The organism is Alkalibacterium putridalgicola (assembly GCF_040959045.1).
Classification (GTDB): Bacteria; Bacillota; Bacilli; order Lactobacillales; family Carnobacteriaceae_A; genus Alkalibacterium; species Alkalibacterium putridalgicola.
On record NZ_CP162615.1, the window covers coordinates 2,379,957 to 2,403,944 of the forward strand.

Below are 23,988 nucleotides of genomic sequence, written 5' to 3' on the forward strand. Positions count from 1 at the left end.
TACGGGGTTCATTCGGACTTGGAATTGACAGCTGTCAAGTTCATTCATTTTTATGGTTTTCAGGACGTTTGAGGACGAAACAGCACTCTGATCACTGAATACATGCGACTTTTTTAATGCGGTGTCAGATTTGAATCTTTTTTTCGGGATTTTGCGCTGCGTTCGGTGGTTACGTTTATGATACTGCCAGCTAAGTGTCTAATGTGCTCTTATTCGGTCGTTAGGATGCTTATGGATGTTTCTACTTACCGAATTTCAGCCCTATTCGGTAAGTACGTTTAAAATTACATCCGCTAAGTGTCGATCTTGCCTCTCTTCGGTACTTAGGATGCGCACGCACATTTCTACTTGTCGAACCTCGACCTTATTCGGCTATTAGGCTCTTAATATCTCTACCTAAGTACCCAACATGCTAAAATTCGGTACTTAGGAGACTTCAACACATTTCTACTTGTCGAACACAAGTAAAACCTATCGCTGCAGCTCAAGCTCTTCTATCAACGTGACAAATACTCACTTCGATCTTTCTATTGAATGAAAAGACGCGCTGCCCGGCGCATCTTGATCCCTTTTATAAACCATCAAAAAATCCGCCTAGAAAGTTCTTTCACTTTCCGGGCGGATCGTTGGTTTTTTATTTATAACTAAAAAGGTCAAGCGTAGTAGGCTTCGTCCGCCTCTGACAGCATGTCATACACTGCTTTATATGTCTCACAGGCATCCCCAGGCAAGGCATACTGGCTCGTCACCTCACGCAGTTCAGTGAATTCATCATTGAGGTCAGGCTTGTCTGAGCCACTGTCTTTCACTTTTTCATTCATCGTCTGGAACAGTTCATGCACTCTGAAGACTTCCGGATGATTCTTCCCGTGCGCACGAGTCAGGGGCAGGGTATAAATCTCAAGTGTTGGAAAATGTTCTTTTACTACGGCATCGAATTCTGTCATTCTTTTTCCTTCTTTCTAAAGTTTGTAAGTGATTAAGCTGCTTTAACCGTTGATTTGAGGACAGGATAACCTAAATCCTCTATAGCTTTTTCGATTTCTTCTATTGAGATCTTCTCGGGGTCAAAGGCTGTTTTCGCTTTGCTTGAGTTAAATAGGACTTTGACACTATCTTTATCGACCCCGTCCAGACCTTTCAGTGCATTTTCGATTTTCTGCATACAGCTCGGGCACGACAGTGTTTCCAATTTCAAAATTGCTTTTTCCATTATTACTCTCTCCTTTTGTATTATCTATCGGTTTGTCTCTCCCTCTTACACTCATAGTATAAGTCATACTAGATGAGTTAGAATTGACGTACGTCAAGTTTGTTAGAATGACTGCGAAAGGTTTATTTTTCAGTCTTTTCACCTCCAGCAGTCTTCTTTCTTTTCCCGCTTACAACCATAGTATAAGACATGACAGCAGAGTAAAAATTGATGCTTGTCAATTTTATAGAAATAAATGTCCTCTTGATGTCACTTCTCTACCCCATTCTAGCTATCTACCAGTCTCCTATTTCCTGCACTAACTGACCGAAAAGCAGAATGACAGTTATCTTTTTGAATCCCGGAAGAATAATCATATCCGTAAAAAAGAATCCCTTAGGTCCAGATAAATATCTGACAGTAAGGGATTCTATCCTGTTTATTCTTTTCAATATTTTACGTTGTTATAGAAATAATAAATTGTCCTCATCCAGTATTTTGATTTTTGATGAGCTGATTCGTTCGATCAAATTCAGTTCTTCCAGTTCTTTCAGCTTACGACTCACTGTTTCAGGCGTTGTCCCGATATAGGAAGCTAAATCTTTTTTCGTTAAAGGAAGCGTCACGATATTCGACTCATTGTCTGGTCCAAGCAGATCGGCCAGGTAAAGCGCCAATCTCTGTTCTGTGGATTCAGTCGTGAACCGAGCAGCCTGCTGTTCACTCTGATCAACGCGGGTCGAAAGTTCCTGAAGTATTTTGAGCGAGATGGAAGGATACTTGACAAGCAAATCCTGTAAAGCTGAGCGAGTGATTTGACAGACAGACGTCGGCTCCATGGCTTCTGCATAGTTCTCATGCACTTTCTCATTGAATAAAGCAAGTTCTCCCGTAAACTCACCGGGTCGGAGCACTCGGACAAGCTGTTCTTTGCCGGATTCTGCCAACCGGTAAATACGCAGACTTCCTTTATTGACGATCGTCAGGACATCCGATTTGTCACCGGCGTGATAAACCACTTCCCCTTTTTCAAATGATTGGGACTGGACTGTCTCCATTATTTCATCCATCTGTTCTGCATCCAGATGATTGAAAATCGGGACAAGTGAAACACAGCCTTTATGCGAAATACTGCAGTTATGATTATGATTCGTGTTAGTCATTTTATTTATCCTTTCTAAAAAGACATTCTTTCTTTTTCTTTACGTTTCAAATACTCACTGTTTATCTATGTTAAACTTACTATACCATAGACACATTTACATGAATTGATTTACATCAAGTTATCATCATTAATCTGGAGGAACATCATGGATATTTCTATACTATTGCTGATCATTGGAGCCGTTTTTCTAGGCTCATTAATGCGCTCCACTTTCGGATTCGGGGATTCTGTCGTGAGTATGCCTCTGTTGGCGCTGCTGCCTATTCCATTTTCTACGGCCGTTTCGCTAGTTGGTTTGGTCGGCTGTACAGTTGCCCTTATCTCTATCTTTTCAGGCTGGAAAAATCTCGACAGGGCCGTTCTACTGAAATTGTCTTTATCGACACTACTGGGTATCCCATTCGGCCTCCTGCTAGTACGTTTTGCAGAAAAACGATGGATCAGCCTGATTCTCGGTATCTTACTAATCCTTTATTCCATTTATTCAATTTTCGGATCTAAAAGACGTCAGAAATCTATCGAAAAAAGATTTAAAAACACAAAGTATGGCATTCCCTTCGGCTTCTTTTCAGGGATGCTTGGGAGTGCCTACAATATGAATGGGATCCCGATCGTCCTTTACGGCACAATGAGTAACTGGCCTCCTAGAACTTTTAAAGATACGCTGCAAAGTCATTTCCTCTTTTCAAGCATATTTATCGTACTCAGTCACTTCCTGAGTGGTTTCTGGACAAAGGAATTAGGCACCTACTTTCTATCCTCGATCCCCGCTGTCATAGCGGCCATATTACTCGGAAATTACATCTATGCCAGAATAAACGTCAATAAGTTTAAACAGTACGTTCTATTCTTCATCTTTCTCCTTGGCGTATTTACGCTAATTGATTTCCTCTGAGGCTAGCATTCTTTACCAACATAAAAAAGAAGCTCTCACTTTTTAAAGCGGGAGCTTCTTTTATTATTATTCTTTCCTATCAGTCTTCGTTCGGATCGTTTTCTGCATCTTCGTGTGTTGGATGAACGGTTCCTGGAAGATGGTCAGGACCTGCATAAATCGTATATAATTTAAGCGGCTTGTCACCAGTATTTTCGATATTGTGCCACATATCGGCAGGTACGAATACGACATCGTCATCGCTAACTTTTTCTTCAACATTCAAGTCGTCTTCTGAAGGCCCCATCTTGCATACACCTTCACCCTCTTCGATACGGATGAACTGATCGATGCCGTGATGAACTTCCAGGCCGATATCGTCGCCAGGTTTGATAGCCATGACGGTCGTCTGAAGCTTTTCACCTGTCCAGATCGTCGTACGGTAATTGTCATTACCCAATGTTGCATCTTCTATATTAATGATATACGGCTTTTTGCCGTGGTCTTTGTAATCTATTTCCATTTTTTCTTTTCCTCCTTGTAATTTGTACTCGTTATAATGTAATAGTAACACATCAGAATATTTTTTCAAACGATACGCTCGCCCTTTTAAAAACAGCTTAACCAAGAGGAAAACACGAGTTATTCCTTTATCGTCCATATTGTAATCAATACAATACTATTACTTTCATCTGATGCACTTACTTACTTATATCCTAAGTATACGCTTACCAAAGGGGGATAATAATTGATTTAAATCAATTATTTAATATCTTTCTAAACTATTTAGAATGATTATAGATAAGTCCTGACCAACCGCTTACTTCAACTTAAACGTCGTATACCGGTAATCATCACAGTAGACCAGTTCGAACCCCACTGTATCCGCCACGATCTGCATAGCTTCGGGAGTAAAGAAGGAGATGTGAGTGAAGTCCCGGATATAATGCCAGCCCCATAATTCATTTATGTCTTTTGGATGAAAAAGCGTCATGACGGCTAAGACAGTGTCCGCCTTCATCAATGTCTTCAGTTCTCTAAACGTTTCAAGCGGATCAGGGATGTGCTCCATCACTTCTGTGGACGTGATCAAATCATAGGTCTGATTCTGATAGACCGTTTCCGGTTCGTAAAACAGATCATAAATCGTCACATCGTAATCATAATCCCGTTCCAGTAATTGAGCAAGGACCGGACTTGGACCACTTCCAAAATCGAGCGCATTTCTTCCTTCATTCACAAAGGGGAAAACTGCGGCCTGCAGGAACTTCTCGAAGAAAGCCACATAGCGGGGATCTTCTATGGAATTCTCATGCTGTTCATACTGTTTGAATTCCTTTTCTGAGGTTAAGTAAAATTCGGGATCCTTGGATATGAAATGGCAGTTCACGCATTCATGAAAGACCTGCCCGTTACTTGGGTGTTCCAATCTCTTTGTATCGTGCTGACATATTCTGCATTGCATGTTAACAATCCTTTCTATTATTCACGTTTTAATCCTATCACATTTTTGTGAAACTTTCTTATTTTCGTCTATATTATCTGCCAGTTATGGTATGATAATATAGACGAAAAACTTTTATGATTTGGAAGGAGATACAATGTCTGTGATTGTATTAGCAGGAATGATCGGAGCCGGAAAGAGTACGTATACCACTTTGATCTCAGAAGAACTGAATAGCAAAGCTTTTTATGAACATGTCGATGATAACTCGATTTTAGAAAAATTTTACGATGACCCAAGACGCTGGGCGTTTTCTCTACAAATATTCTTCTTGAATACACGTTTCAGAAGTATCAAAGAAGCATTGGTACATAGACATAACGTCTTGGACCGATCGATTTATGAAGATGCTTTGTTTACACGCATCAACTATGAACAGGGAAACATGAGTGAAGCGGAGATGACTTTATATACTGACTTGCTGGATAATATGATGGAAGAAATAGACGGCATGCCTAAAAAAGGTCCGGATCTACTCATTTATCTTAGAGGTTCTTTAGACACCCACCTGGAACGCATCAAGAAACGCGGTCGATCTTTTGAACAGGTCGAGGGCAACCCTGAACTGATGAATTATTACAAACGTCTGCACGGTCGTTATGACGACTGGTTTGCTGACTACGACAAGAGCCCGACTCTGATCATCGATATCGATGAAATCAACCTTGAGCGTGAAGGCGATAAAGCTCTGGTCATGAATAAAGTCAAAGAGGCATTGAAAAAACAACAGCAGCACGTATAAACGAAAAAAAGCTTCTCCGATCAGCGGGAAGCTTTTTTTCTTACTATTTAAGACAAGGAGTGCGTGATAATGATTCAGACTTTCACTTATTCACTGATCGAACAGGACGACTGGTCCTTCTATATCTTAGGTACAGACACAGGGCTCTGCTTTGTCGGTTCCAGTCCCGCCTCATTTAAAGAAATGACTGACTGGGTCGCTGTACATTTTCCTGAAACTGAGCTCAGAGAAGACGATTCCGCATTGGACCCTTTTCGAGCTGAATTCATTGCTTATTTAACCGGTAAAACACAGGCTTTCACATTTGACACCATTTTTCTTAGCGGTACTGACTTCCAGAAAAAAGTATGGGACAGCTTAAGAGCCATCCCATACGGTGAAACATTAACTTATGGCGAACTGGCCGCTTCCAATGGATACTCCAAAAAAGCGGCCAGAGCAGTTGGAACGGCTCTGGCATCCAATCCACTCTTGATCGTCTATCCCTGTCACAGAGTCGTCCCGAAGGCATCCAAGCCCAAAGCCTTTCGCGGCGGTCTTCAGATGAAAGAACACCTGCTTGCTCTGGAAAAGGGGGACCGAGTTAAAAAGTAAAGCCGTTATCCTGTGGCTGATAACCAACTTTTTCTCTGGTATCAGACAGATCCAGAAATTTAAACTGATTATCCGACACGCCGTGGACGATCTCAAAAGGACGTTCAAGGTCAGTTTCGACGCAGCGCTTGATTAGCTGGACCATGTCCCGTTCGCTGATGTAACTCGAGCGCTGATAGGGTTCAGGTTCTTTCTCCTGCGCCTTCAAGTGTTCCAGCGATCGGAAGCCGCCGATGCGAATGGCGATGACTTCCATATCCGTCTGATAGCCATAGTAATTCCCCAGTGCTTCTCCAAAGACTTTACTGACCCCATAAAAGTCGAGCGGACGCACGGGGCTTGTCGTTTTCACCTGTTCGTCTTTCAGATAGCCTTTCACAGCATGGATACTGCTGGCAAAGATAAAACGGCGGCACCCCTGTTCATGTGCTGCAGACATCATATTATAGGTCCCGTCCATATTGATGCTTTTTACTTCATCAAATGTTGAGGACGGAGACGGATTCGCCGCCAGATGGATCACAGCATCCGCTCCCTTACATACCTCAAGACAGGACGCTTTATCCAGAATGTCCAGTTCGAACAGCGTTCTGTTCTCACCTTTTAATTCACCCAGTTTATCCATATCCTTGTCTGCTAAAACCAGATGCCCACTCTCTTTGAACCCTTCAGCGAGGCTGGACCCGATACGTCCGGCAGCCCCTGTGACAACGAGCTTCTGCTGCATCGTATTCACCTCTGCTTATATTATCTTGCCTGAGCGTTTCATCGCATCGATCACACGTACAACTGCCAACTTGAAGCATAAGAAACGTAATGATTCGTCATGTTCTGATGAGAAGTAAGAGCCATAAACACGCTCGCTCACCTTTTTCATACGCTTACTCATGTCTTCAAGGATGACTTCTTTTTCTTTCACTTCATTGGTGAATCCCTGGATCCATTCCAGATAAGAAACAGTTACTCCTCCGGCATTTGCCAGGATATCCGGAATGATCACTTTACCCTGCTCGGTCAGATACTGGTCCGCTTCACTTGTGACCGGTCCGTTGGCTCCTTCAACAAGGATGTCTGCCTTGATATCAGCCTGATTCTCTCCTGTTATCTGATCTTCGATCGCTCCCAGGATCAGCACATCACAGTCCAGCGTCAATATGTCCATAGGATCCAGAACGTCGCCTTCCAGTCCCATTTCTTTTAGTTCATCCGCATTCGGCAGACGGTCATTTTCTTCTTTGAACGGTGCCAGTTTTTCTGCATCCACTCCGTTTTCATTGTAGACTGTTGAACGGCTGTCAGACACAGCGATGACTGTATGCTTTCGTTCAGCATTTTGAGCTGCAATGGCTGCGGCACGGCTCAAGTTCCCAAATCCCTGAACAGCTATCTTCACATCATCTTTTTCGCCGATCGCCTTGATCATGTCTTTTTTGTCGGCATGCTTGTCGTTCACATCAAGAGAACCGTTCAAGACAGCATCCACCAAGTAGTAGTAACTCAGGAAGGTTCCGATCCCCGTTGATTCACCTCGGCCTTTAGTTCCGCCGTTTTTGATGCTTTTACCGGTGAATGTGTTGATGAAAGGCTGATTTGGATGCAGCTCTTTATAAGCTTGAGTCATCCAGTCCATCAGCTCTGGGCCTGAACCGACATCCGGTGCCGGAATGTCACGATACGGACCGATATCATTTTTAACCATGGATACAAAGGCCTGACTGACTTCTTTCAGTTCGCGTTTGGAATGCTTTCTGACGTCGATATGCACGCCACCCTTGCCACCACCGTATGGCAGGTCATGCAGGGAATTTTTCAGGGTCATCAGCATGGCCAGTGTCTGGACTTCATCTTGATTCACCCCAGTACTGAAGCGGATCCCGCCTTTATAGTACCCGCAGGCATTATTATGCTGGACTCGGAAAGCCTGATATGTTCCGATGCTTCCGTCATCTTTTTTTATACGCAAATCGCCGGCAATGACTTTATCGATGCCTTTGAGTTGCTCTCCCCCCTGCTTCAACCATTCTGTTCTGTTTTCTCCCCAGTTTGAGAGTTCATTCGTATCTGTTTCAATTAAATAATCGACAACCTCTTGAATCAGTTGCGTGGTCGTGTTCTTTGTCATATAAATTCCTCCGTTTTGAAATGAGAGCTTTCTAATTTATCCCTTACCATTGTATCATAATACATAGGGGAAATGCGAATAATAGTCGAAAATGACAAAATCAGCGAAATCACGCCCTTTTTATCTTCCAGCATCACTCGTATTCGCTTAGAATGATCGATGCTGGATGAGCCACTACCAACTCCGGCAGCTTTTCCTATCTGAGCATGTAAGTAAATCGCCAGGCTTACCCTCTCATCTCTCTTTTTCCAATGATCATTCAAGTGAAAGTGAATTTCTAACCGTATTGAGACTAGTTAACTTACTAATTCCTCAGGAAGTGGTCGCAATAAGGGTTTAGCGACCAGTTTATACGATCATTCCCCAGGAAGTAGTCGCAATAACGGTTTAGCGACCAGTTTATACGATAATTTCCCCAGGAAGTGGTCGCAATAACGGTTTAGTGACCAGTTTATGCGATAATTCCCCAGGAAGTGGTCGCAATAACGGTTTAGTGACCAGTTTATGCGATCATTCCCAAGGAAGTGGTCGCGATAGCAGTTAAGCTACCAAGTAACACTGTGATTTTTCAGGAAGAGACTGCGATCCATGCAATCACTCATCAGAAATTTTTTCTGTAAAAAAAGAAACGAGGCTGTTAGTTTTTCCCAGCCTCGTTCCGAATATTATATTAGTGTGCCTTTGATGTCGAGTTTTTTCTTCAGGTACCATTTAGCCAGGAATGCTACTAAACCGATGGCCAGCGTATAAGGTCCTGGGATCACCGGATTCAGTGCAGCCGGGATCAGTGCCGTACCGAAGGCCATCAGCATGATCCAGACGACCATCGTCAGTGTCGTCGCCAGAACATATTTCAGGAAGCCGCCTTTGACACCGGGCCGCGGAGCGTACTTCGTGATGATCATGACCGCGAAGCCACCTAAGATAAAGTTGAGGATCAGTGTCAGTAAGCCTAGACCGGCTCCTTCATTACCGGTGAAGTAGGAGATCCCTGTGATCACAGCGAACATTCCTCCTAAAAGTAACGCACCGTCCAGCCATAGCTTCCATGATTCTGAGCGTTCCACAGGTTCTTGGACCACACCGCGTTTGCCTTCAATAAGGTAGCGGGCCTGATCAGTCACTGTCCCGTAGATGCTTCTCGCCGTGACGTGGTTAGCTTGTTCAGCCACGATGTTTTTCAGCATGTCGTTAAAAATGATCGTTTTGCGCTCTTCTGACATATTCGCATCGTCAAGTCGGCGGTTCAGTTTGATCATGTATTCCTGGTTCTTGTTCGTCAGCTGGTCGAAAAGTGTCGCATTCTCTTTTTCTTTTGTCGCGTAATCGATCTGACTTTCTTGTTCATTCGACGTATTCTTTTTAGCCATATTTCAGTCAATCTCCTTTATCTACACATTGAAACGGAACAGGATGACATCGCCGTCTTTGACGACATAGTCTTTACCTTCTGCTCGAAGTTTTCCAGCTTCACGCGCAGCTTTTTCACTGCCCAAGCGGTCATAGTCTTCATAAGAAATGGTTTCAGCACGAATAAATCCGCGTTCGAAGTCACTATGGATGACACCGGCAGTCTGCGGAGCTTTCATGCCTTTTTTAAAGGTCCAGGCTCTGACTTCTTTAACACCGGCGGTAAAGAAGGTCGCCAGGCCTAACAGATCGTAAGATTTACGGATCAGCTTGTTCAACCCCGGTTCACTTACACCCAAGTCTTCCAGGAACATTTCTTTTTCTTCATCATCCAGTTCGGCGATTTCTTCTTCAATGGCAGCAGAGATAGCGACCACTTCAGCACCTTCTTCTGCGGCGATCTCGCGGACCGTCTGTAGATGTTTGTTGCTTTCCGGATCAGCGATCTCTTCTTCTGCGACGTTAGCCACATAAAGGACGGGCTTGCTTGTCAGTAAGAATAAAGAACGCAGGATAGGCAGTTCTTCATCGGTAAAGTCCAGCACACGGACGGGTTTGCCTTCTTCAAGGACCGGTTTGATCTTATCCAGAACAGAAAGCATTGCGACAGCTTCCTGATCTTTGGATTTCGCCTGTTTTCTTACTTTTTCATAACGCTTGTCTACAGATTCCAAATCAGCTAAAGCCAGTTCAAGGTTGATCGTTTCGATATCTTCAGCCGGATTGACCTGACCTGAAACGTGTGTGATGTTTTCATCTTCGAAACAGCGCACGACGTGACAGATGGCATCTACTTCACGGATATTGGCCAGGAATTTGTTCCCTAACCCTTCACCCTTGCTGGCGCCTTTGACGATGCCGGCGATATCGGTGAATTCAAAGGTCGTCGGAACGACTTTATCGGGATTCACCAGTTCAGCCAGACGGTCTAAGCGATCATCCGGCACTTCGACGATCCCGACATTGGGGTCGATCGTGGCAAAAGGATAGTTCGCTGCTTCTGCTCCAGCTTTTGTGATCGCGTTGAATAGTGTTGATTTTCCTACGTTGGGTAACCCAACAATTCCTGCTGTTAAAGGCATAAATATAGTCACCTTTCACTTTCTATAAAATAATTAGTCTTTCAAGACTTTCTTCATCTTGCGGTCGAATTCACGTCTGGGCATCATGACTAAATGGCCGCATCCTGTACATTTAATACGAATATCTGCGCCCATGCGAATGATTTCCCAGCGGTTCACGCCGCAGGGATGCGGTTTTTTCATTTCCACGACATCGTGTAAATCATAGGATTTCTCCATTTCATTACCCTCCCAGTCTTTAATTTAAATCGATATCAAGTTCGTCGAGGATACGGTTCAAATCGTCAGGCGACACATACTCGATCTCGATCTTACCCTGTTCACCTTTTTCACGGATCACGACACTCGTGCCGAATTTATCGGTCAGCAGTTCTTCTGATTTTCTGATATAGACTGATTTGTCTGCAGTCAGCGGTTTCTGGGGCTTGTCTTTCGGGTTCTGATTCGCTTCAGATACGAGATGTTCAAGCTGTCTCACCGTCAGTTTTTCTTTCACTGCCCTTTTGGCCAGTTTTTTGATTTTTGATTTGTCTTTCAGTCCCAAAAGCGTACGCGCCTGACCATTGGACAGTTTGCCTTCCTGGACGAGCTGCTTCACTTCTTCAGGCAAAGACAGCAGACGCAGATGGTTGGCGATATAGGAACGACTTTTTCCTAATTTCTCAGCGACCTTTTCCTGTGTCATGGATAACTTGTCCATCATCATGTTATAAGCTTCAGCTTCTTCTAGGGAAGTCAGGTCTTCACGCTGCAGGTTTTCTAAAATAGCCACCTGCATCATCACTTCTTCATTCAGTTCTCTGACGATGGCCGGGATCTTGTCTTTACCCGCGATCTTAGAGGCTCTGAATCGTCTTTCCCCTGCAATGATCTCATAGCCTTTAACGGAAGATTCACGCAAAATGATCGGCTGCAAAACGCCGGAGATGTTTATGGAAGCAGCCAGTTCCTTCAAAGCGTCTTCGTCAAAATGACGTCTGGGCTGGTAAGGATTGGGACGGATCTCAGCTAGTTCGATGAGCTGCACGCGTTCGTCGTTACGGTCGACTTCTTCTTCAAAATTAGGCACATCAAATAAGGCATCAATGCCTCGGCCTAATCCTTTTTTCTTATTCGCCACTACCCATCACTTCCTTCGCTAATTCTTGATAGACTTCTGCGCCCTTGGACCTGATGTCGTAGTCGATAATCGACAGGCCATAACTCGGGGCTTCGGATAACCGGATATTTCTTGGAATGATCGTGGTATACACTTTTTCGCGGAAATATTTCTTCACTTCATTCACCACTTCGAATCCAAGGTTCGTACGGGCGTCAAGCATGGTCAACAAAACGCCCTCCACTTTCAGGTCCTTGTTGAAGTGTTTCTGTACGAGTCGGACGGTGTTCAAGAGCTGGCTCAACCCTTCCAGAGCGTAATATTCGCACTGAACGGGGATGAGCACTGAGTCACTGGCGGTGAAGGCATTGATCGTCAGATGACCCAGGGAAGGTGGACAGTCGATCAGAATATAATCATAGTCTGCTTCCAGAGTTTCAACAGCGCTCTTCAGGCGTGTTTCCCGAGCCATCAGACTGGTCAGTTCGACCTCTGCACCGGCCAGCTGGATCGTTGCAGGCACGATACTCAGATTGTCCCGGCTCGATGCCAGCACAACGTCTTTAAGCGGTTCTTCATTGATCAGCACATCGTAGATATCCCGATCCACTTCGCCTTTTTTTATGCCTAGACCACTGGTTGCATTCCCCTGGGCATCCATATCTATCAACAGGACTTTCTTCCCGTTGTAGGCTAAAGATGCGCCAAGATTGACCGTAGTGGTTGTTTTTCCTACGCCACCTTTTTGGTTTGCGACGGCTATAATCTGTGCCATGGTATTCCTCCAAACTTTCTCATCTGTCTGTTTATGCTAATGGACTCTTATTGGGAGTCCCTGGTCGTCTCGGATATTTGTTCGGTGTCTCTTTTTTCTTGTCTATTAAAATAATCGTGCGTTCACCTGCATCTTCCGGCAGCTCGAATGAATGGGCCTCTCTGAACTTGCCACCGAGTATCCCGATAGCAGCCAGCCCTTCATCCAGTTCGGCCGGCGCATGCGCAGCTTTCATCGCGATAAATGTGCCCTGTTTTTTCAAGAGCGGCAGGCAGAGTTCAGCTAAAACACTCATGCGAGCCACGGCACGGGCCGTCACGAAATCAAAGGAAGCTCTGAACTGCTTGTTCTGCCCGAACGTTTCCGCACGGTCGTGGTAGAGTGACACACCACTCAGACCCAATTCTTTAACGATCTCTTCAAGAAAAGTGATGCGTTTTTTCAGTGAATCGACGATCGTTATCTGAAGATCCGGGTAGATGATTTTAAGGGGGATACTAGGAAACCCAGCACCTGAGCCTACATCGCATAGACTGTGGACCCCTTTGCTAAAATCTACATATAAACCTGCTGTCAGTGAATCATAAAAGTGTTTTAAGTATACTTCTTCTCGTTGGGTGATTGCGGTCAAATTGATTTTTTCATTCCATTCCTGCAGAAGTTCCAGGTACCGTTCAAACTGGTTCATCTTGGCTTCTGTTATCGGAATGTCTCTTTTTTTAAGTTCTGACTGAAATTCTTCTGGAGTCATTCTTCAAAAATCCTTTCTATTATCAGTCGTGAAACACTTGATTGTTTCACAAAATCACTCTCTTCACTTTATACCAAACAGCGCTAAAATACAATGGTTTGAAGTGATTTTTTATTTAATTTGGTTGTATAATAAAGGATATCGGCGAGACGAAATCTCACCGATATCCTTTATTGTTTGTATTAGAAAATAGATGAAAGATGTAACAGTATAATTGCTAAACAAAAAAACGTTTTATAGCTCAATTCGAACTACAAAACGAAAACATAAGCATGTTTATTAAATTGTGAAAGATACAAAATTTATGACACATCTTGAATTATTGCTGATAAAGGGAAATCATTCATTCTCTGGTGCTATTTCTCCTGCTTTGGTCAATGCTATTTTAGTAATGAGTGGTCCGACCAGTTCATATACCAGTGTCGCACTTAAAACGACGACTCTTATTTGAGGAGCGTACATCGGTACAATTGACTGTGCTACTGCAGTTAGGCCGATGGCTACACCCGCTTGTGGAATAAGCGTTGCCCCAAGATAGCGGCTGACGGTTTCTGGTGCATGCGTCAGTTTGGCTCCAAGGTAGACACCCAATATTTTACCTACAACTCGCAAGGTAATATAAACGATACCGATCAATCCGACGGTAGGTACGATGGACAGATTCAGCTCTGCTCCGGCAATCACGAAGAACATCACGAATATTGGAGAGGTTATCCGGTCACTCAAGTCACTCATCGATGTAGCATACGAGGACACATTTGTCAGAACTGCTCCCATGATCATTGTTGTCAGCAGTTCTGAAATGCCGAACATGGAAGATAATCCGCTGGCTAAAAATACAAAAATTATAAGAACGACTAGTCGGTTACTGCTTGTACGGAAATACTTTAGCGGCCATTTCATCAAGAAGCCCAAGACTGCACCAACTAGGAGGGCATAGATGATGTTGATGAATGGATTAAGGATGGATAGAAACAATGAGAACTCGCCTTCAACTTCTATCAGCGATTTGGCGATCGTAGATGCAAAACCGAATAAGATAAGCGCAAAGGCATCATCTAGTGCAACCACACTCAGCAGTGTCTCTGTGACAGGGCCTTCAGCTTTGAACTCTTTGATGACCATGATCGTGGCAGCCGGTGCTGTGGCCGCTGCAATGGCACCTAAAACGATAGCAAAGGGCAAGTCGACACCTAACAACAATAAACCACCGGTAACGATCACGACGGCAAGTGTTGCTTCAAAAGCCGCGATCACGACAGGTTGAAAGCCAACACGTTTAAAATAACTGCGCTTAAACGATAAGCCAATAGTGAATGCAATAAACGCCAGCGCCACCTCAGAAACAATTTCAAAATGTTCTAAAACTGTCGGTGTCAATCCATTGAGCAATGATGGGCCGACGATCAAACCTCCGATCAAATAACCTGTAACATTAGGCATCTTTAAAAGTGTAGCCAGTTGCCCAAAAGCTAATCCAACGATAAGAACAATAGCAATATACATAACAATCGATATTTCCAACTTTTCTACCTTCTTTTCTAATTTTAAACTCTTGTGACTTACTCTTTATTCTCTAATACCTTCTTGGAACAATACGGGCACAGCGAACATGATACCTGTGTCCGGTTTGCCGATATCTTTTAAAACACTTCGGACGGTCTGTCGTGCCAGATCCAAATCTTCTTCCGGAATCACACTATAAATTGTTTTATTTTCAGTATGATTCGATATTATCAGTGGTTTGATGGTAGAAAATATCTTCGTTTCATCCAGCTGGGACAAATGCTGTGCCATCCCAACAGAATCGATAACTGTGGCAGCCTGCCCTACTTCATCACTGAATTTCAGCAGCAGATCATCCAGCAGTTCCGTTTCGTTTAATACAACCATGAACAATACTTTATTTTTCATTTTTACACTCCCCTTCATTCTTCTATATACAATCATACTCTTAACAATTAATTTATCAAGGATGGAAAGGGGTTACAGCTCTCGATAATTCTATAACATTTTAGAACGCATCAATATTTGATAATTCTGTCACATTTTGTGCCTTTAGAATAAAGCGATCGCTGCTTTTTCAGCTAAAATCTTATGTTTGGAGTTGTACTATTATTTATTTTATGTATACTGTGGGTGTGGGTTGTAAATAAGAAAAATAAGTGGAAAAAAATACGTTTTAAAAAGGGGATTGAAACACAGCTATGTGGCAGTACAAACACTTTCAGGAATTGAGTGCACAAGATTTTCATCAGATAATAAAAGAGCGTACAAAAATTTTTGTCGTAGAACAGGGCTGTGCCTATCAAGAAGTTGATGATATCGATCTGAGAGCGATACATCTCATTAAGAGACATAAAGATTCAATCAAAGCTTATGCCCGTATTTATAAAGATGAGCGAAGAATTAAAATCGGACGTGTGTTAGTTCCTGGTGAATTCAGGAATGAAGGACACGGCAAAGAACTTATCAAGACAGCACTTGACTATGTCAATTGTCATTATCCAAACAGCGAAGTCGTTATTCAAGCTGAATCGTATCTCAAGGATTTTTATGAGAGATTCGGTTTTAAAACAACATCTGACCTTTACTATGACTATGATATCGGTCATTACGATATGGAGTTAGAGAAAAAAGTGCCAGCTTTACAACATTGATCGCTAAAAATTAAAAAGATACCCTGGAAGGTTCTAAACCTTTTGGGGTATCTTTTTGCTGAAAATCATAATCAAATGAAGTAAGTGAACAAGTAGGCTGCAGTACGATGTCCTATCTGATTTTTACAGCCTCTACTTTTTTAGATGAACTAAGCTGACGAAGCGGAGTAGCAAAAACGAAAACTGCAGTTGTCAGTAGATATACGGAACAGCTTTTTGAATATGTTGCAATCTGATAAATGAATCAGACGTTTTCAGATAAAGACGTTTTGTTCTTTAAAAGGTTAAAAAAAGCCGGGGTACTCGCCCCGGCTTTTTCTTCTTTAAATCATTTCATATTAGTCTTTTACAAAATTGAATTTATCTTTAGTGCTGTTGGCTATTTTCACCAGCAGCAGCATGACAGGTACTTCGACCAGCACACCAACCACGGTGGCCAAAGTTGCCCCGGAATTCAAACCGAACAGTGAAATGGATACCGCTACGGCCAGTTCAAAGAAATTGCTGGCACCGATCATGGCTGACGGTGCGGCAATATTGAATGGCAGCTTACAGGCATACGCTCCTGAATAGGTTATCCCGAAAATCAGGAAGGTCTGAATCGTCAGTGGGATGGCGATCAGCAGGATATGCAGCGGGTTCTCTACGATCCGTTCACCCTGGAATGAAAAAATGATGATCAGTGTGAGCAGAAGTCCGGCCATGGTGACGCGATCAAACTTGCTGATAAAGTTGTGTTCAAAGTAGTGCTGCCCTTTTCGACTGACGATCACTTTTCGCGTGATAATAGCCAGCACGAGTGGTACGACAATGAACAGGACCGTTGACAGGATCAGTGTGTTCCATGGGACGGCCACGTTTCCGACGCCGAGCAGCAGAGCCACGATCGGCGCGAACAGGACGATGACGATGATGTCGTTCACTGAGACCTGAACCAGTGTGTACGCGGGATCCCCGTTGGTCAGCTTGCTCCAGACGAACACCATGGCCGTACACGGGGCAGCTCCTAAAATCACTGCACCGGCTATATATTCGCGCGCCAGTTCATTGGCAATCAGTCCATCAAAAATAAACAAGAAGAACAAAGAAGCAATGGCGAACATCGTAAATGGTTTGACCGCCCAGTTAACAAAAGTAGTTAAAAATAAGCCGACTGGTTTTTTCGTGACCCCGACGACGCTTGAGAAGTCGACCTTCAGCATCATGGGAAAGATCATGATCCAGATCAGTACAGCCGTTGGAACAGAGACCTGATAGTATTCATAGCGGCTCAATGTTTCCGGAATGACCGGCAGGAACTGGCCGATCAGGATCCCGATCCCCATACATAACAGGACCCAGACCGTCAGATATTTTTCAAAAACACTTATCGCGGATGTTGTTTTTTGTGTTTCACTCATATCGTTACCTCCAAATTTCTATACATAGATAATCTTCTATATATAAGTTACGGCAATCGTCAAAGCTTGTCAATCCGAACATAAAAAAAGAGCTGAACAGCCCTTTTTTACGTTACTGAGTGCTTATCTGTTTTGACTTTTAATATAATTCTGATAATTTGTGTTACCGCCAGACAAAACATTCGCATCTAAAAAGCCGATGTTCAAGAGCAGATTCTGAGCGGTGTTGCTGGTGACGCCTTTGTTGCAGTAGACGACCGTTTTGACCGAATGATCCAAGTCCGCAACCCCTTTGCGCAGATCCGGCATCGGAATGTTGACGGCGTTTTTCACATGGTTCTTCTCGTACTGCTTAGGCGAGCGCACATCGATGATCTGCAGCGGAACATCTTTATCCTGGAGCCTCACTAATTCTTCCGGCGTCACGACCGGCAGATTCTTGCGGGCATTTTCCAGGACCATGCCTGTATACATCACCGGGTCTTTCGTGGTGCTGTATGGCGGTGCATAGGCCAGATCCAGATGGAACAAGTCCTCGGCTGTGGCTTCAAAGGTAATGGCCGTCGCAAACACATCGATGCGCTTGTCTACGCCTTCCGGTCCGATGATCTGAGCGCCAAGGAAGCGTCCGGATTTTCTGTCCGCCACCCCTTTGATCGTGATCTCCTGCCCCCCGACATACTTGGCATGCGCCGGTTTGATATTATGGATAACCACCGGATCGAAGCCGGCAGCGGCTGCTTCTTTTTCAGAAAAGCCGGTAAAAGCGACTGTCAGATCGAACAGGCGGAAGATCCCCGTCCCCAGTGTTCCTTTAAATTCAAGCGGTCCGCCGGTCAGGTGATCGCCCACGATACGTCCCATCTTGTTCGCGGTGGAGCCAAGTGGATGGTATATGGACTGACCGGTCACTCTGTGGAAACTTTCAGCCACATCTCCAACGGCATAAACATCTTCTGCAGATGTCTTCATGTAGTTATCTACTTTGATCGCACCGGTTTCGCCCAGTTCGATTTCAGCCTCTGTCGCCAGCACCGTGTTGGGTCTGACACCAACGGCCAGGATGACCAGATCCGTTTCGATCGCTGCACCGTTTTCTGTACCGACAGCTTCTACTTTACCCTCACCTTTTATCGTTTTGACTTTATCGTTTATATGAAGGTCGACATTGTTGTTTTGTAATTCTTTTTCAAGATGATAGGCCATGTCTGCATCGATGCGAGGGAAAATTTGGTCGGCCAATTCTACGATCGACACTTTCAATCCCTTTTTCGTCAGCTGCTCGGCCATCTCGAGTCCGATATAGCCGGAACCGATGATCGTCGCATGCTCAACCTCGTTACTCTTCATATAAGTATCGATAGCCTTCGTGTTATCCATCGTCTTGACATGAAAGACGTTCTCGTAAGTATCCAGAGTAAATGGCGGTGGAGTAAGCGAATATGACCCCGTAGCCAGCACCAGTTTGTCGTACGTTTCTCTTGTCCCTTCACCTTTCACTTTGTCATACACTTCTATTTCTTTAGCCAGAGGGTGAATGGCTTTGACATGATGATTCGTGTGGATGTCGATCTCAAAACGTTTCTTGAACCATTCAGCATCTCTTGGGATGAGCGTATCCAGTTCATCCACTTCTCCGCCTAAAAAGTACGGCATCCCACACACGGAATAGGAAATATCCTCCGCTTCTTCATAAACGACGATTTCGGCCGTTTCATCGTTGCGCCTGGCTTTAGCAGCAACCGATGTCCCTGCTGCAACCGATCCAATGACTACGATTTTCATAAGTTGATCCTCCTATACATAGACAATTATCTATTTAATAATAAGTTTACCAATGTTTTTAACAAAAAACTACTAGTTTTTCTACTTCAAATCCACATTTCGTATAACAGAAACGAATGGTCTTTGAATTCTTGATCGGTAGGCTGACCGGCTCCTGCTGAACCAGAGGAGCACCTGATAATCTCATTCTACCTTTTTCACCCTGATATTTCTCCTCTCAGCCCGTGAATGCCTTTACAACTTCACTATTCTGTCACAATCGGGTAAATTGTGGTTATTAAATTCTCATAAAGCCTGACATCTATGTAAAAGTAAGTATAATAGACATAATGGCAAAAAAACAGACCAGGACTACACAGAAAGAATTGAGGTTTTATTAAATATGATTACAGTAACAGATGTAAGCTTACGTTTTTCTGACAAAAAACTATTTGAAGATGTCACTTTAAAATTCGCAAACGACAATTGCTATGGTGTTATCGGGGCAAACGGTGCCGGTAAATCAACTTTTCTAAAAATATTATCCGGAGAGATCTCTCCAACTTCAGGCGACGTGTCTATGCCGAAGGATTCACGTATGGCCGTTTTGAAACAGAACCACTACGATTATGAAGACCAGACTGTTGTCGACACAGTCATCATGGGACATGAACGTTTATACAACGTCATGCAGGAAAAAAATGACATATACATGAAAGCGGACTTCTCTGACGAAGACGGTATTCGTGTGGCTGAACTTGAAGGTGAATTCGCCGAGCTTAATGGCTGGGAAGCTGAACCGGAAGCCATGACTTTGCTTAAAGGCTTAGGCATCCCCGAAGACTTGCATACTCAGAAAATGAGCGAACTGACCGGTGGACAGCACGTTAAGGTCTTGCTTGCTCAAGCCTTGTTCGGTAAACCGGACGTTCTTCTATTGGATGAGCCCACAAACGGCCTGGACACACATTCGATCGCCTGGCTCGAAGACTTCCTGATCAACTTTGAAAATACTGTTATTGTCGTTTCCCACGACAGACACTTCTTGAATAAAGTCTGTACGCACATGGTCGATGTCGACTTCGGTCAGATCAGACTGTTCGTCGGTAACTACGACTTCTGGCTGGAATCCAGTCAGCTGGCTTCAAAAATGGCCGCAGACCAGAACAGCAAGAAAGAAGAAAAAATCAAAGAACTCGAAGCCTTTATCGCCCGATTCAGCGCAAATGCGTCTAAATCCAAGCAGGCAACATCGCGTAAGAAAATGCTTGAAAAGATCACACTGGATGATATCAAGCCGTCGTCACGCCGTTATCCGTTCGTCGGTTTTTCGCCTGAACGTGAAATCGGTAATGATCTTCTGCGCGTTGAAAACATTTCTAAAACGATCGACGGCAAAAAGGTCCTGGGCAACATTTCCTTTAACCTGTCACGTGAAGACAAGGTCGCTTTCACCAGTATGAGTGACGTCGCGATCACGACTTTATTCAAAATCATTACTGGCGAAATGGAACCCGATACTGGAACGTATCAGTGGGGCATCACAACGAAACAGGCTTATCTTCCGAAAGATACGAACAGCGAGTTCGAAAACAGTGATTTGACTATCCTGGACTGGTTGAGACAATATGTCGTCAATAAAGAAGAGAACGACAACACCTTCCTGAGAAGTTTCCTGGGACGCATGCTCTTCTCCGGTGAAGAAGTCATGAAAGAAGTTTCTGTCTTGTCCGGTGGCGAAAAAGTCCGTTGTATGCTTTCTAAACTGATGTTGAGCAAAGCGAACGTACTGGTCCTTGACGATCCGACGAATCACTTGGATCTGGAATCCATTACGGCACTGAATAACGGCCTGATCGATTTCAAAGGCGCTATTTTATTCGGTTCGCATGACCACCAGTTCATACAGACGCTGGCTAACCGCATTATCGAGATCTCACCAAATGGTGTGGTAGACCGTTCAGAAATCACGTACGACGAATTCCTGGAAAATAAAACTGCACAAGAACAAGTTGCGGCTCTTTACGCCTAACTTATTTAAATGATGAGCACTCACGACCGCGGTCGTGAGTGTTCTTTTTTGTTTCAGGGAGGAAGAAAGAAGCCGCGGGCTTCTTTCCACTGCATTATTTTTTTTGTGAGGTGGATATCCGCCCTTCCTTTAAGTTTTTTTGTTTGAAGGGCGGATATCTTCGTCTTTTGTGTCCTTCGTGCACTGACTTGTTTTGTGAAGGGCACGCGCGGACCCATTGCGTGACCTTCGCTTCCTGTTTTCTTCTCTGGAGGGCACGCGCGAGCCATTTGCGTGACCTTCGCTTCCTCATTTCTTCTCTGAAGGGCACCCGCGACTCGTTTGCGTGACCTTCGCCTCCTCTTTTCTTCTCTGAAGGGCACGCGCGAGCCGTTTGCGTGACCTTCGGCTCCTCTTTTCTTCTCTGAAGGGCACGCGCGGACCCATTGCGTGACCTTCGACTTCTGTTTTCTTTCCTGAAGGGCACGCGCGGGCCCATTGCGTGACCATCGACTTCAGTTTTCTCTCCTGAAGGGCACGCGCGAGCCATTTGCGTGACCTTCACCTCTTCTTTTCTTCTCTGAAGGGCACGCGCCGGTCCTTCCGCTTAAAAATCATTCATAATAGCAGCCTGTACTCTGACCTTTCAGCTCAAAATTCTTTTTCAACACTGATCGGATGCTTTTTTTGGAAAAAAGCTTTCCTATCCAGTCATAGACTTCGTTTGTGGTCAGTTTCTTTTCAGGGAAAAGCAGGAGATACTCGTTTATCTGTCTCTTTATCACATCTGTAGTCACTTCCTTAAATCCGCACTGACTACACTCGCATATCCTTCCCACGGGTTTTTCAAGCGCCGTCTCACATTCGCGGCAGAAAGCTCCTTTTTCCAGTCCCGACCAGTCATATTCCGGGAACGAGTAAAAGGAAAGATCCGTCTGATTCAACTGTTTGAGGGTTTCTGCAAACGTATAGTGACTTTTATTCAGCGCTCTCCGTTCATTCGTCAGCTTCTTCATATGATAATCCAGCATCGTCGGTAAAATCAACGGACTATCTACCGGTGCGTTATAAAGCGTAAATGCCTCATTTATAAAGACAATATACGACTGCAGCGTAAAGTTTGCATGCTGTTCTTCCATCAACTGGCGAAACAGGTTGGTCGTTCGGTTCAACTGATGAACCGGATTCGAGATCTCTTTATTCGTGGAAAGGACCTTCAGCTTGTCTTCGGTACAGACAAACTGCCCTTCATAGTTTTTCACTTCATAGAGGATCACCCCTTTACTCGTTATCAGAAGTGAATCGATTTGACAGGTCTGACCACTTATTTTCAGCGTCAAGTCGTTCACGATCAGACACTCACACTTCAACTTTTTAAGTAACTCATCAAACTGGCATTCTCCTTCAAACCCTTTTACCCTATTTCGGATAGTATTCGTTTGGGGGTTCAAGAGATCCCCGCGCCGGTCCAAGATCTGAAGCATCTCCAGTTGGTTCGATGGTTCTCGTTCTTTTACAATCATTTGCTCACGCTCCAATTTATTAGTCTACCTATTATATTGTCCGTTTATCGAATAACTGACTTTTTATTTAAAGAGCTATTCTTGAAGACTGATATCAAGTGATATTTTTATGAATAAAAATATCTTTGAGCTATAATGTGTTTAAGGTACGTAAAGGTGCTGGATCAAAATCAGCAGCACCCTATTAATTATTTAAATTAAAACAATCTGACTTTAAAAGGAGATGATACATATGGGTAGAGGAGGCGGCCGTGGTGGCGGTGGCGGCTTCGGCGGCGGAGGTTCCCGTGGCGGTGGCTTCGGCGGTGGTCGAGGCGGAGGCGGCCGTATGGGTGGTGGTTTCGGAAGTGGCCGCGGCGGTGGAAACAGTGGTGGCGGCTTGTTCGGTGGCGGAAGCAGCAACCGTTCAGGCGGCAACAGACGCCCCGGAATGGGACCGATCTGGTTCGGAGGCGGCGGTTTTGGTCGCAGACGCTATTCTCCCGGTGGCGGTGGTGGCTGCGGCTTTCTAGGCTGTGGAAGTATTTTCACAGTCCTGATATTCATGTTCATTATTTTCACTCTCTTTTCATCCCTGGGTAACTTCATGGGTGGCGGGAATGGAGGGCCGACGAACATCACTTCTTCAACGGTGGAGCGTGAACCGTTGCCGACTGGAGCTGTCAATGAGACCGACTACTATACGGATGAACTTGGGTGGATCGGCAATCATACGCAGATGGTGGATGGCCTGCAGTATTTCTATAATGAAACAGGTGTCCAGCCCCACGTCTACATTACCGGTGACATCGGCGCATCCGGCGATCCGACACTGGATGAAATCGAAACGTACGCCAACAACTTGTACGATGAACTCTTTACAGACGAAGCGCATCTGCTGCTCGTTTTCTATGAACCTACCCTAAACGACTACACGACGTATTATGTCACAGGCTCTCAGGCACGATCCGTCATTGATACTGAAGCGGGAGACATCCTGCTTGATTATCTGGACAGAAATTACTACGATGACGATTTAAGCGATGAAGAGTACTTTAGCCAGTCTTTCAAAGAAGCAGCTGACCGTATCATGGAAGTCACTACTTCACCATGGATCCCGGTCCTTGTGATCTTCGGTGTCCTGGCCTTGTTGTATCTTCTATTCAGATGGTGGAAATCGCGACAAGCTAGCAAAGAACGCGAAGCCAGACGAACAGAAGAAATGCTCAAGCGGCCGATCGAAACCTTCGGAAGCAGTGAAGCCGATGAACTGGCGAAAAAATACGATGACGACAAGAAGTAATTAACTTTTGAAAAAATGAAGCATTCACAATTAGGAGG

Annotated in this window: 25 protein-coding genes; 6 read left to right on the forward strand and 19 right to left on the reverse strand. The window is 44.3% G+C overall.

Annotation, left to right across the window (positions count from 1 at the left end; all coding sequences use genetic code 11):
* Positions 1-653: 653 nt before the first annotated feature.
* The 3 genes from AB4027_RS11270 to AB4027_RS11280 form a co-directional block, all read right to left on the reverse strand.
* Positions 654-947 (reverse strand): iron-sulfur cluster repair di-iron protein, ric, encoded by a 294-nt coding sequence (locus AB4027_RS11270; protein WP_368645416.1) that lies wholly within the window; start codon positions 945-947, stop codon positions 654-656.
* A gap of 32 nt (positions 948-979) precedes the next feature.
* Positions 980-1,213: a heavy-metal-associated domain-containing protein gene (locus tag AB4027_RS11275; RefSeq protein WP_368645417.1), complete on the reverse strand. Its 234-nt coding sequence runs from the start codon at positions 1,211-1,213 to the stop codon at positions 980-982.
* Between the two features lie 443 nt (positions 1,214-1,656).
* Entirely contained in the window at positions 1,657-2,355 is a 699-nt protein-coding gene (locus AB4027_RS11280) for a Crp/Fnr family transcriptional regulator (RefSeq protein WP_368645418.1), read from the reverse strand.
* A gap of 147 nt (positions 2,356-2,502) precedes the next feature.
* On the opposite strand from AB4027_RS11280, the gene AB4027_RS11285 reads away from it, so the two are divergent.
* Complete coding sequence (locus AB4027_RS11285) at positions 2,503-3,252, forward strand: sulfite exporter TauE/SafE family protein (protein ID WP_368645419.1); 750 nt, start codon at positions 2,503-2,505, stop codon at positions 3,250-3,252.
* Positions 3,253-3,331: 79 nt separating this feature from the next.
* Here AB4027_RS11285 and AB4027_RS11290 read toward each other — a convergent pair whose 3' ends face one another.
* Both AB4027_RS11290 and AB4027_RS11295 read right to left on the reverse strand, forming a co-directional pair.
* Entirely contained in the window at positions 3,332-3,754 is a 423-nt protein-coding gene (locus AB4027_RS11290) for a cupin domain-containing protein (RefSeq protein WP_368645420.1), read from the reverse strand.
* A 297-nt stretch (positions 3,755-4,051) separates the two neighbouring features.
* Positions 4,052-4,696 (reverse strand): class I SAM-dependent methyltransferase, encoded by a 645-nt coding sequence (locus AB4027_RS11295; protein WP_091489796.1) that lies wholly within the window; start codon positions 4,694-4,696, stop codon positions 4,052-4,054.
* Between the two features lie 136 nt (positions 4,697-4,832).
* Here AB4027_RS11295 and AB4027_RS11300 point away from each other — a divergent pair, with 136 nt between their 5' ends.
* Both AB4027_RS11300 and AB4027_RS11305 read left to right on the forward strand, forming a co-directional pair.
* Positions 4,833-5,477, forward strand: a complete 645-nt coding sequence (locus AB4027_RS11300) for a deoxynucleoside kinase (RefSeq protein ID WP_177165557.1) — start codon at positions 4,833-4,835, stop codon at positions 5,475-5,477.
* Between the two features lie 69 nt (positions 5,478-5,546).
* Positions 5,547-6,071 (forward strand): methylated-DNA--[protein]-cysteine S-methyltransferase, encoded by a 525-nt coding sequence (locus tag AB4027_RS11305; protein WP_368645421.1) that lies wholly within the window; start codon positions 5,547-5,549, stop codon positions 6,069-6,071.
* On the opposite strand, the gene AB4027_RS11310 is transcribed toward AB4027_RS11305, so the two are convergent.
* The 11 genes from AB4027_RS11310 to AB4027_RS11360 all read right to left on the reverse strand — a co-directional run bounded on the left by AB4027_RS11310 (position 6,061) and on the right by AB4027_RS11360 (position 15,224).
* Positions 6,061-6,798 carry an NAD-dependent epimerase/dehydratase family protein gene (locus tag AB4027_RS11310; protein ID WP_368645422.1) on the reverse strand — a complete coding sequence of 246 codons (738 nt, stop codon included), beginning with the start codon at positions 6,796-6,798 and terminating at the stop codon, positions 6,061-6,063. The genes AB4027_RS11305 and AB4027_RS11310 overlap by 11 nt on opposite strands.
* 15 nt (positions 6,799-6,813) lie before the next feature.
* Complete coding sequence (locus AB4027_RS11315; protein ID WP_091489784.1) at positions 6,814-8,193, reverse strand: Glu/Leu/Phe/Val dehydrogenase; 1,380 nt, start codon at positions 8,191-8,193, stop codon at positions 6,814-6,816.
* Positions 8,190-8,456: a hypothetical protein gene (locus AB4027_RS11320; protein ID WP_368645423.1), complete on the reverse strand. Its 267-nt coding sequence runs from the start codon at positions 8,454-8,456 to the stop codon at positions 8,190-8,192. Before AB4027_RS11320 ends, AB4027_RS11315 begins: the two co-directional genes overlap by 4 nt.
* 402 nt (positions 8,457-8,858) lie before the next feature.
* A complete protein-coding gene (locus AB4027_RS11325; protein ID WP_368645424.1) occupies positions 8,859-9,563 on the reverse strand; it encodes a DUF1129 domain-containing protein in 705 nt (234 codons plus the stop codon).
* A 21-nt stretch (positions 9,564-9,584) separates the two neighbouring features.
* Entirely contained in the window at positions 9,585-10,685 is a 1,101-nt protein-coding gene (ychF, locus tag AB4027_RS11330; protein WP_368645425.1) for a redox-regulated ATPase YchF, read from the reverse strand.
* Positions 10,686-10,718: 33 nt separating this feature from the next.
* Positions 10,719-10,904, reverse strand: a complete 186-nt coding sequence (locus AB4027_RS11335) for a DUF951 domain-containing protein (protein ID WP_091531415.1) — start codon at positions 10,902-10,904, stop codon at positions 10,719-10,721.
* A gap of 19 nt (positions 10,905-10,923) precedes the next feature.
* A complete protein-coding gene (locus AB4027_RS11340; protein WP_368645426.1) occupies positions 10,924-11,805 on the reverse strand; it encodes a ParB/RepB/Spo0J family partition protein in 882 nt (293 codons plus the stop codon).
* Complete coding sequence (locus tag AB4027_RS11345; RefSeq protein WP_091489768.1) at positions 11,795-12,559, reverse strand: ParA family protein; 765 nt, start codon at positions 12,557-12,559, stop codon at positions 11,795-11,797. The genes AB4027_RS11340 and AB4027_RS11345 overlap by 11 nt, the downstream gene beginning before the upstream one ends.
* 31 nt (positions 12,560-12,590) lie before the next feature.
* Positions 12,591-13,310, reverse strand: coding sequence for a 16S rRNA (guanine(527)-N(7))-methyltransferase RsmG (rsmG, locus tag AB4027_RS11350; RefSeq protein WP_091489765.1), 720 nt, complete (start codon positions 13,308-13,310; stop codon positions 12,591-12,593).
* A gap of 339 nt (positions 13,311-13,649) precedes the next feature.
* Positions 13,650-14,834, reverse strand: coding sequence for a cation:proton antiporter (locus AB4027_RS11355; protein WP_368645427.1), 1,185 nt, complete (start codon positions 14,832-14,834; stop codon positions 13,650-13,652).
* Between the two features lie 45 nt (positions 14,835-14,879).
* Positions 14,880-15,224: a hypothetical protein gene (locus AB4027_RS11360; RefSeq protein WP_368645428.1), complete on the reverse strand. Its 345-nt coding sequence runs from the start codon at positions 15,222-15,224 to the stop codon at positions 14,880-14,882.
* A 293-nt stretch (positions 15,225-15,517) separates the two neighbouring features.
* Between AB4027_RS11360 and AB4027_RS11365 the strand changes: the two genes are divergently transcribed.
* Positions 15,518-15,970: a GNAT family N-acetyltransferase gene (locus AB4027_RS11365; RefSeq protein WP_091489756.1), complete on the forward strand. Its 453-nt coding sequence runs from the start codon at positions 15,518-15,520 to the stop codon at positions 15,968-15,970.
* Between the two features lie 338 nt (positions 15,971-16,308).
* On the opposite strand, the gene arsB is transcribed toward AB4027_RS11365, so the two are convergent.
* Together arsB and AB4027_RS11375 are read right to left on the reverse strand one after the other, a co-directional pair.
* Positions 16,309-17,370, reverse strand: coding sequence for an ACR3 family arsenite efflux transporter (arsB, locus tag AB4027_RS11370; RefSeq protein ID WP_368645429.1), 1,062 nt, complete (start codon positions 17,368-17,370; stop codon positions 16,309-16,311).
* A gap of 123 nt (positions 17,371-17,493) precedes the next feature.
* Positions 17,494-19,155 (reverse strand): FAD-dependent oxidoreductase, encoded by a 1,662-nt coding sequence (locus AB4027_RS11375; protein ID WP_368645430.1) that lies wholly within the window; start codon positions 19,153-19,155, stop codon positions 17,494-17,496.
* 382 nt (positions 19,156-19,537) lie between these two features.
* On the opposite strand from AB4027_RS11375, the gene AB4027_RS11380 reads away from it, so the two are divergent.
* Positions 19,538-21,166 carry an ABC-F family ATP-binding cassette domain-containing protein gene (locus AB4027_RS11380; protein ID WP_368645431.1) on the forward strand — a complete coding sequence of 543 codons (1,629 nt, stop codon included), beginning with the start codon at positions 19,538-19,540 and terminating at the stop codon, positions 21,164-21,166.
* 593 nt (positions 21,167-21,759) lie between these two features.
* Here the strand turns inward: AB4027_RS11380 and AB4027_RS11385 are convergent.
* Complete coding sequence (locus tag AB4027_RS11385; protein ID WP_368645432.1) at positions 21,760-22,668, reverse strand: NERD domain-containing protein; 909 nt, start codon at positions 22,666-22,668, stop codon at positions 21,760-21,762.
* Between the two features lie 232 nt (positions 22,669-22,900).
* Between AB4027_RS11385 and AB4027_RS11390 the strand changes: the two genes are divergently transcribed.
* Positions 22,901-23,950 carry a hypothetical protein gene (locus tag AB4027_RS11390; protein WP_368645433.1) on the forward strand — a complete coding sequence of 350 codons (1,050 nt, stop codon included), beginning with the start codon at positions 22,901-22,903 and terminating at the stop codon, positions 23,948-23,950.
* The last annotated feature ends 38 nt before the right edge of the window (positions 23,951-23,988 follow it).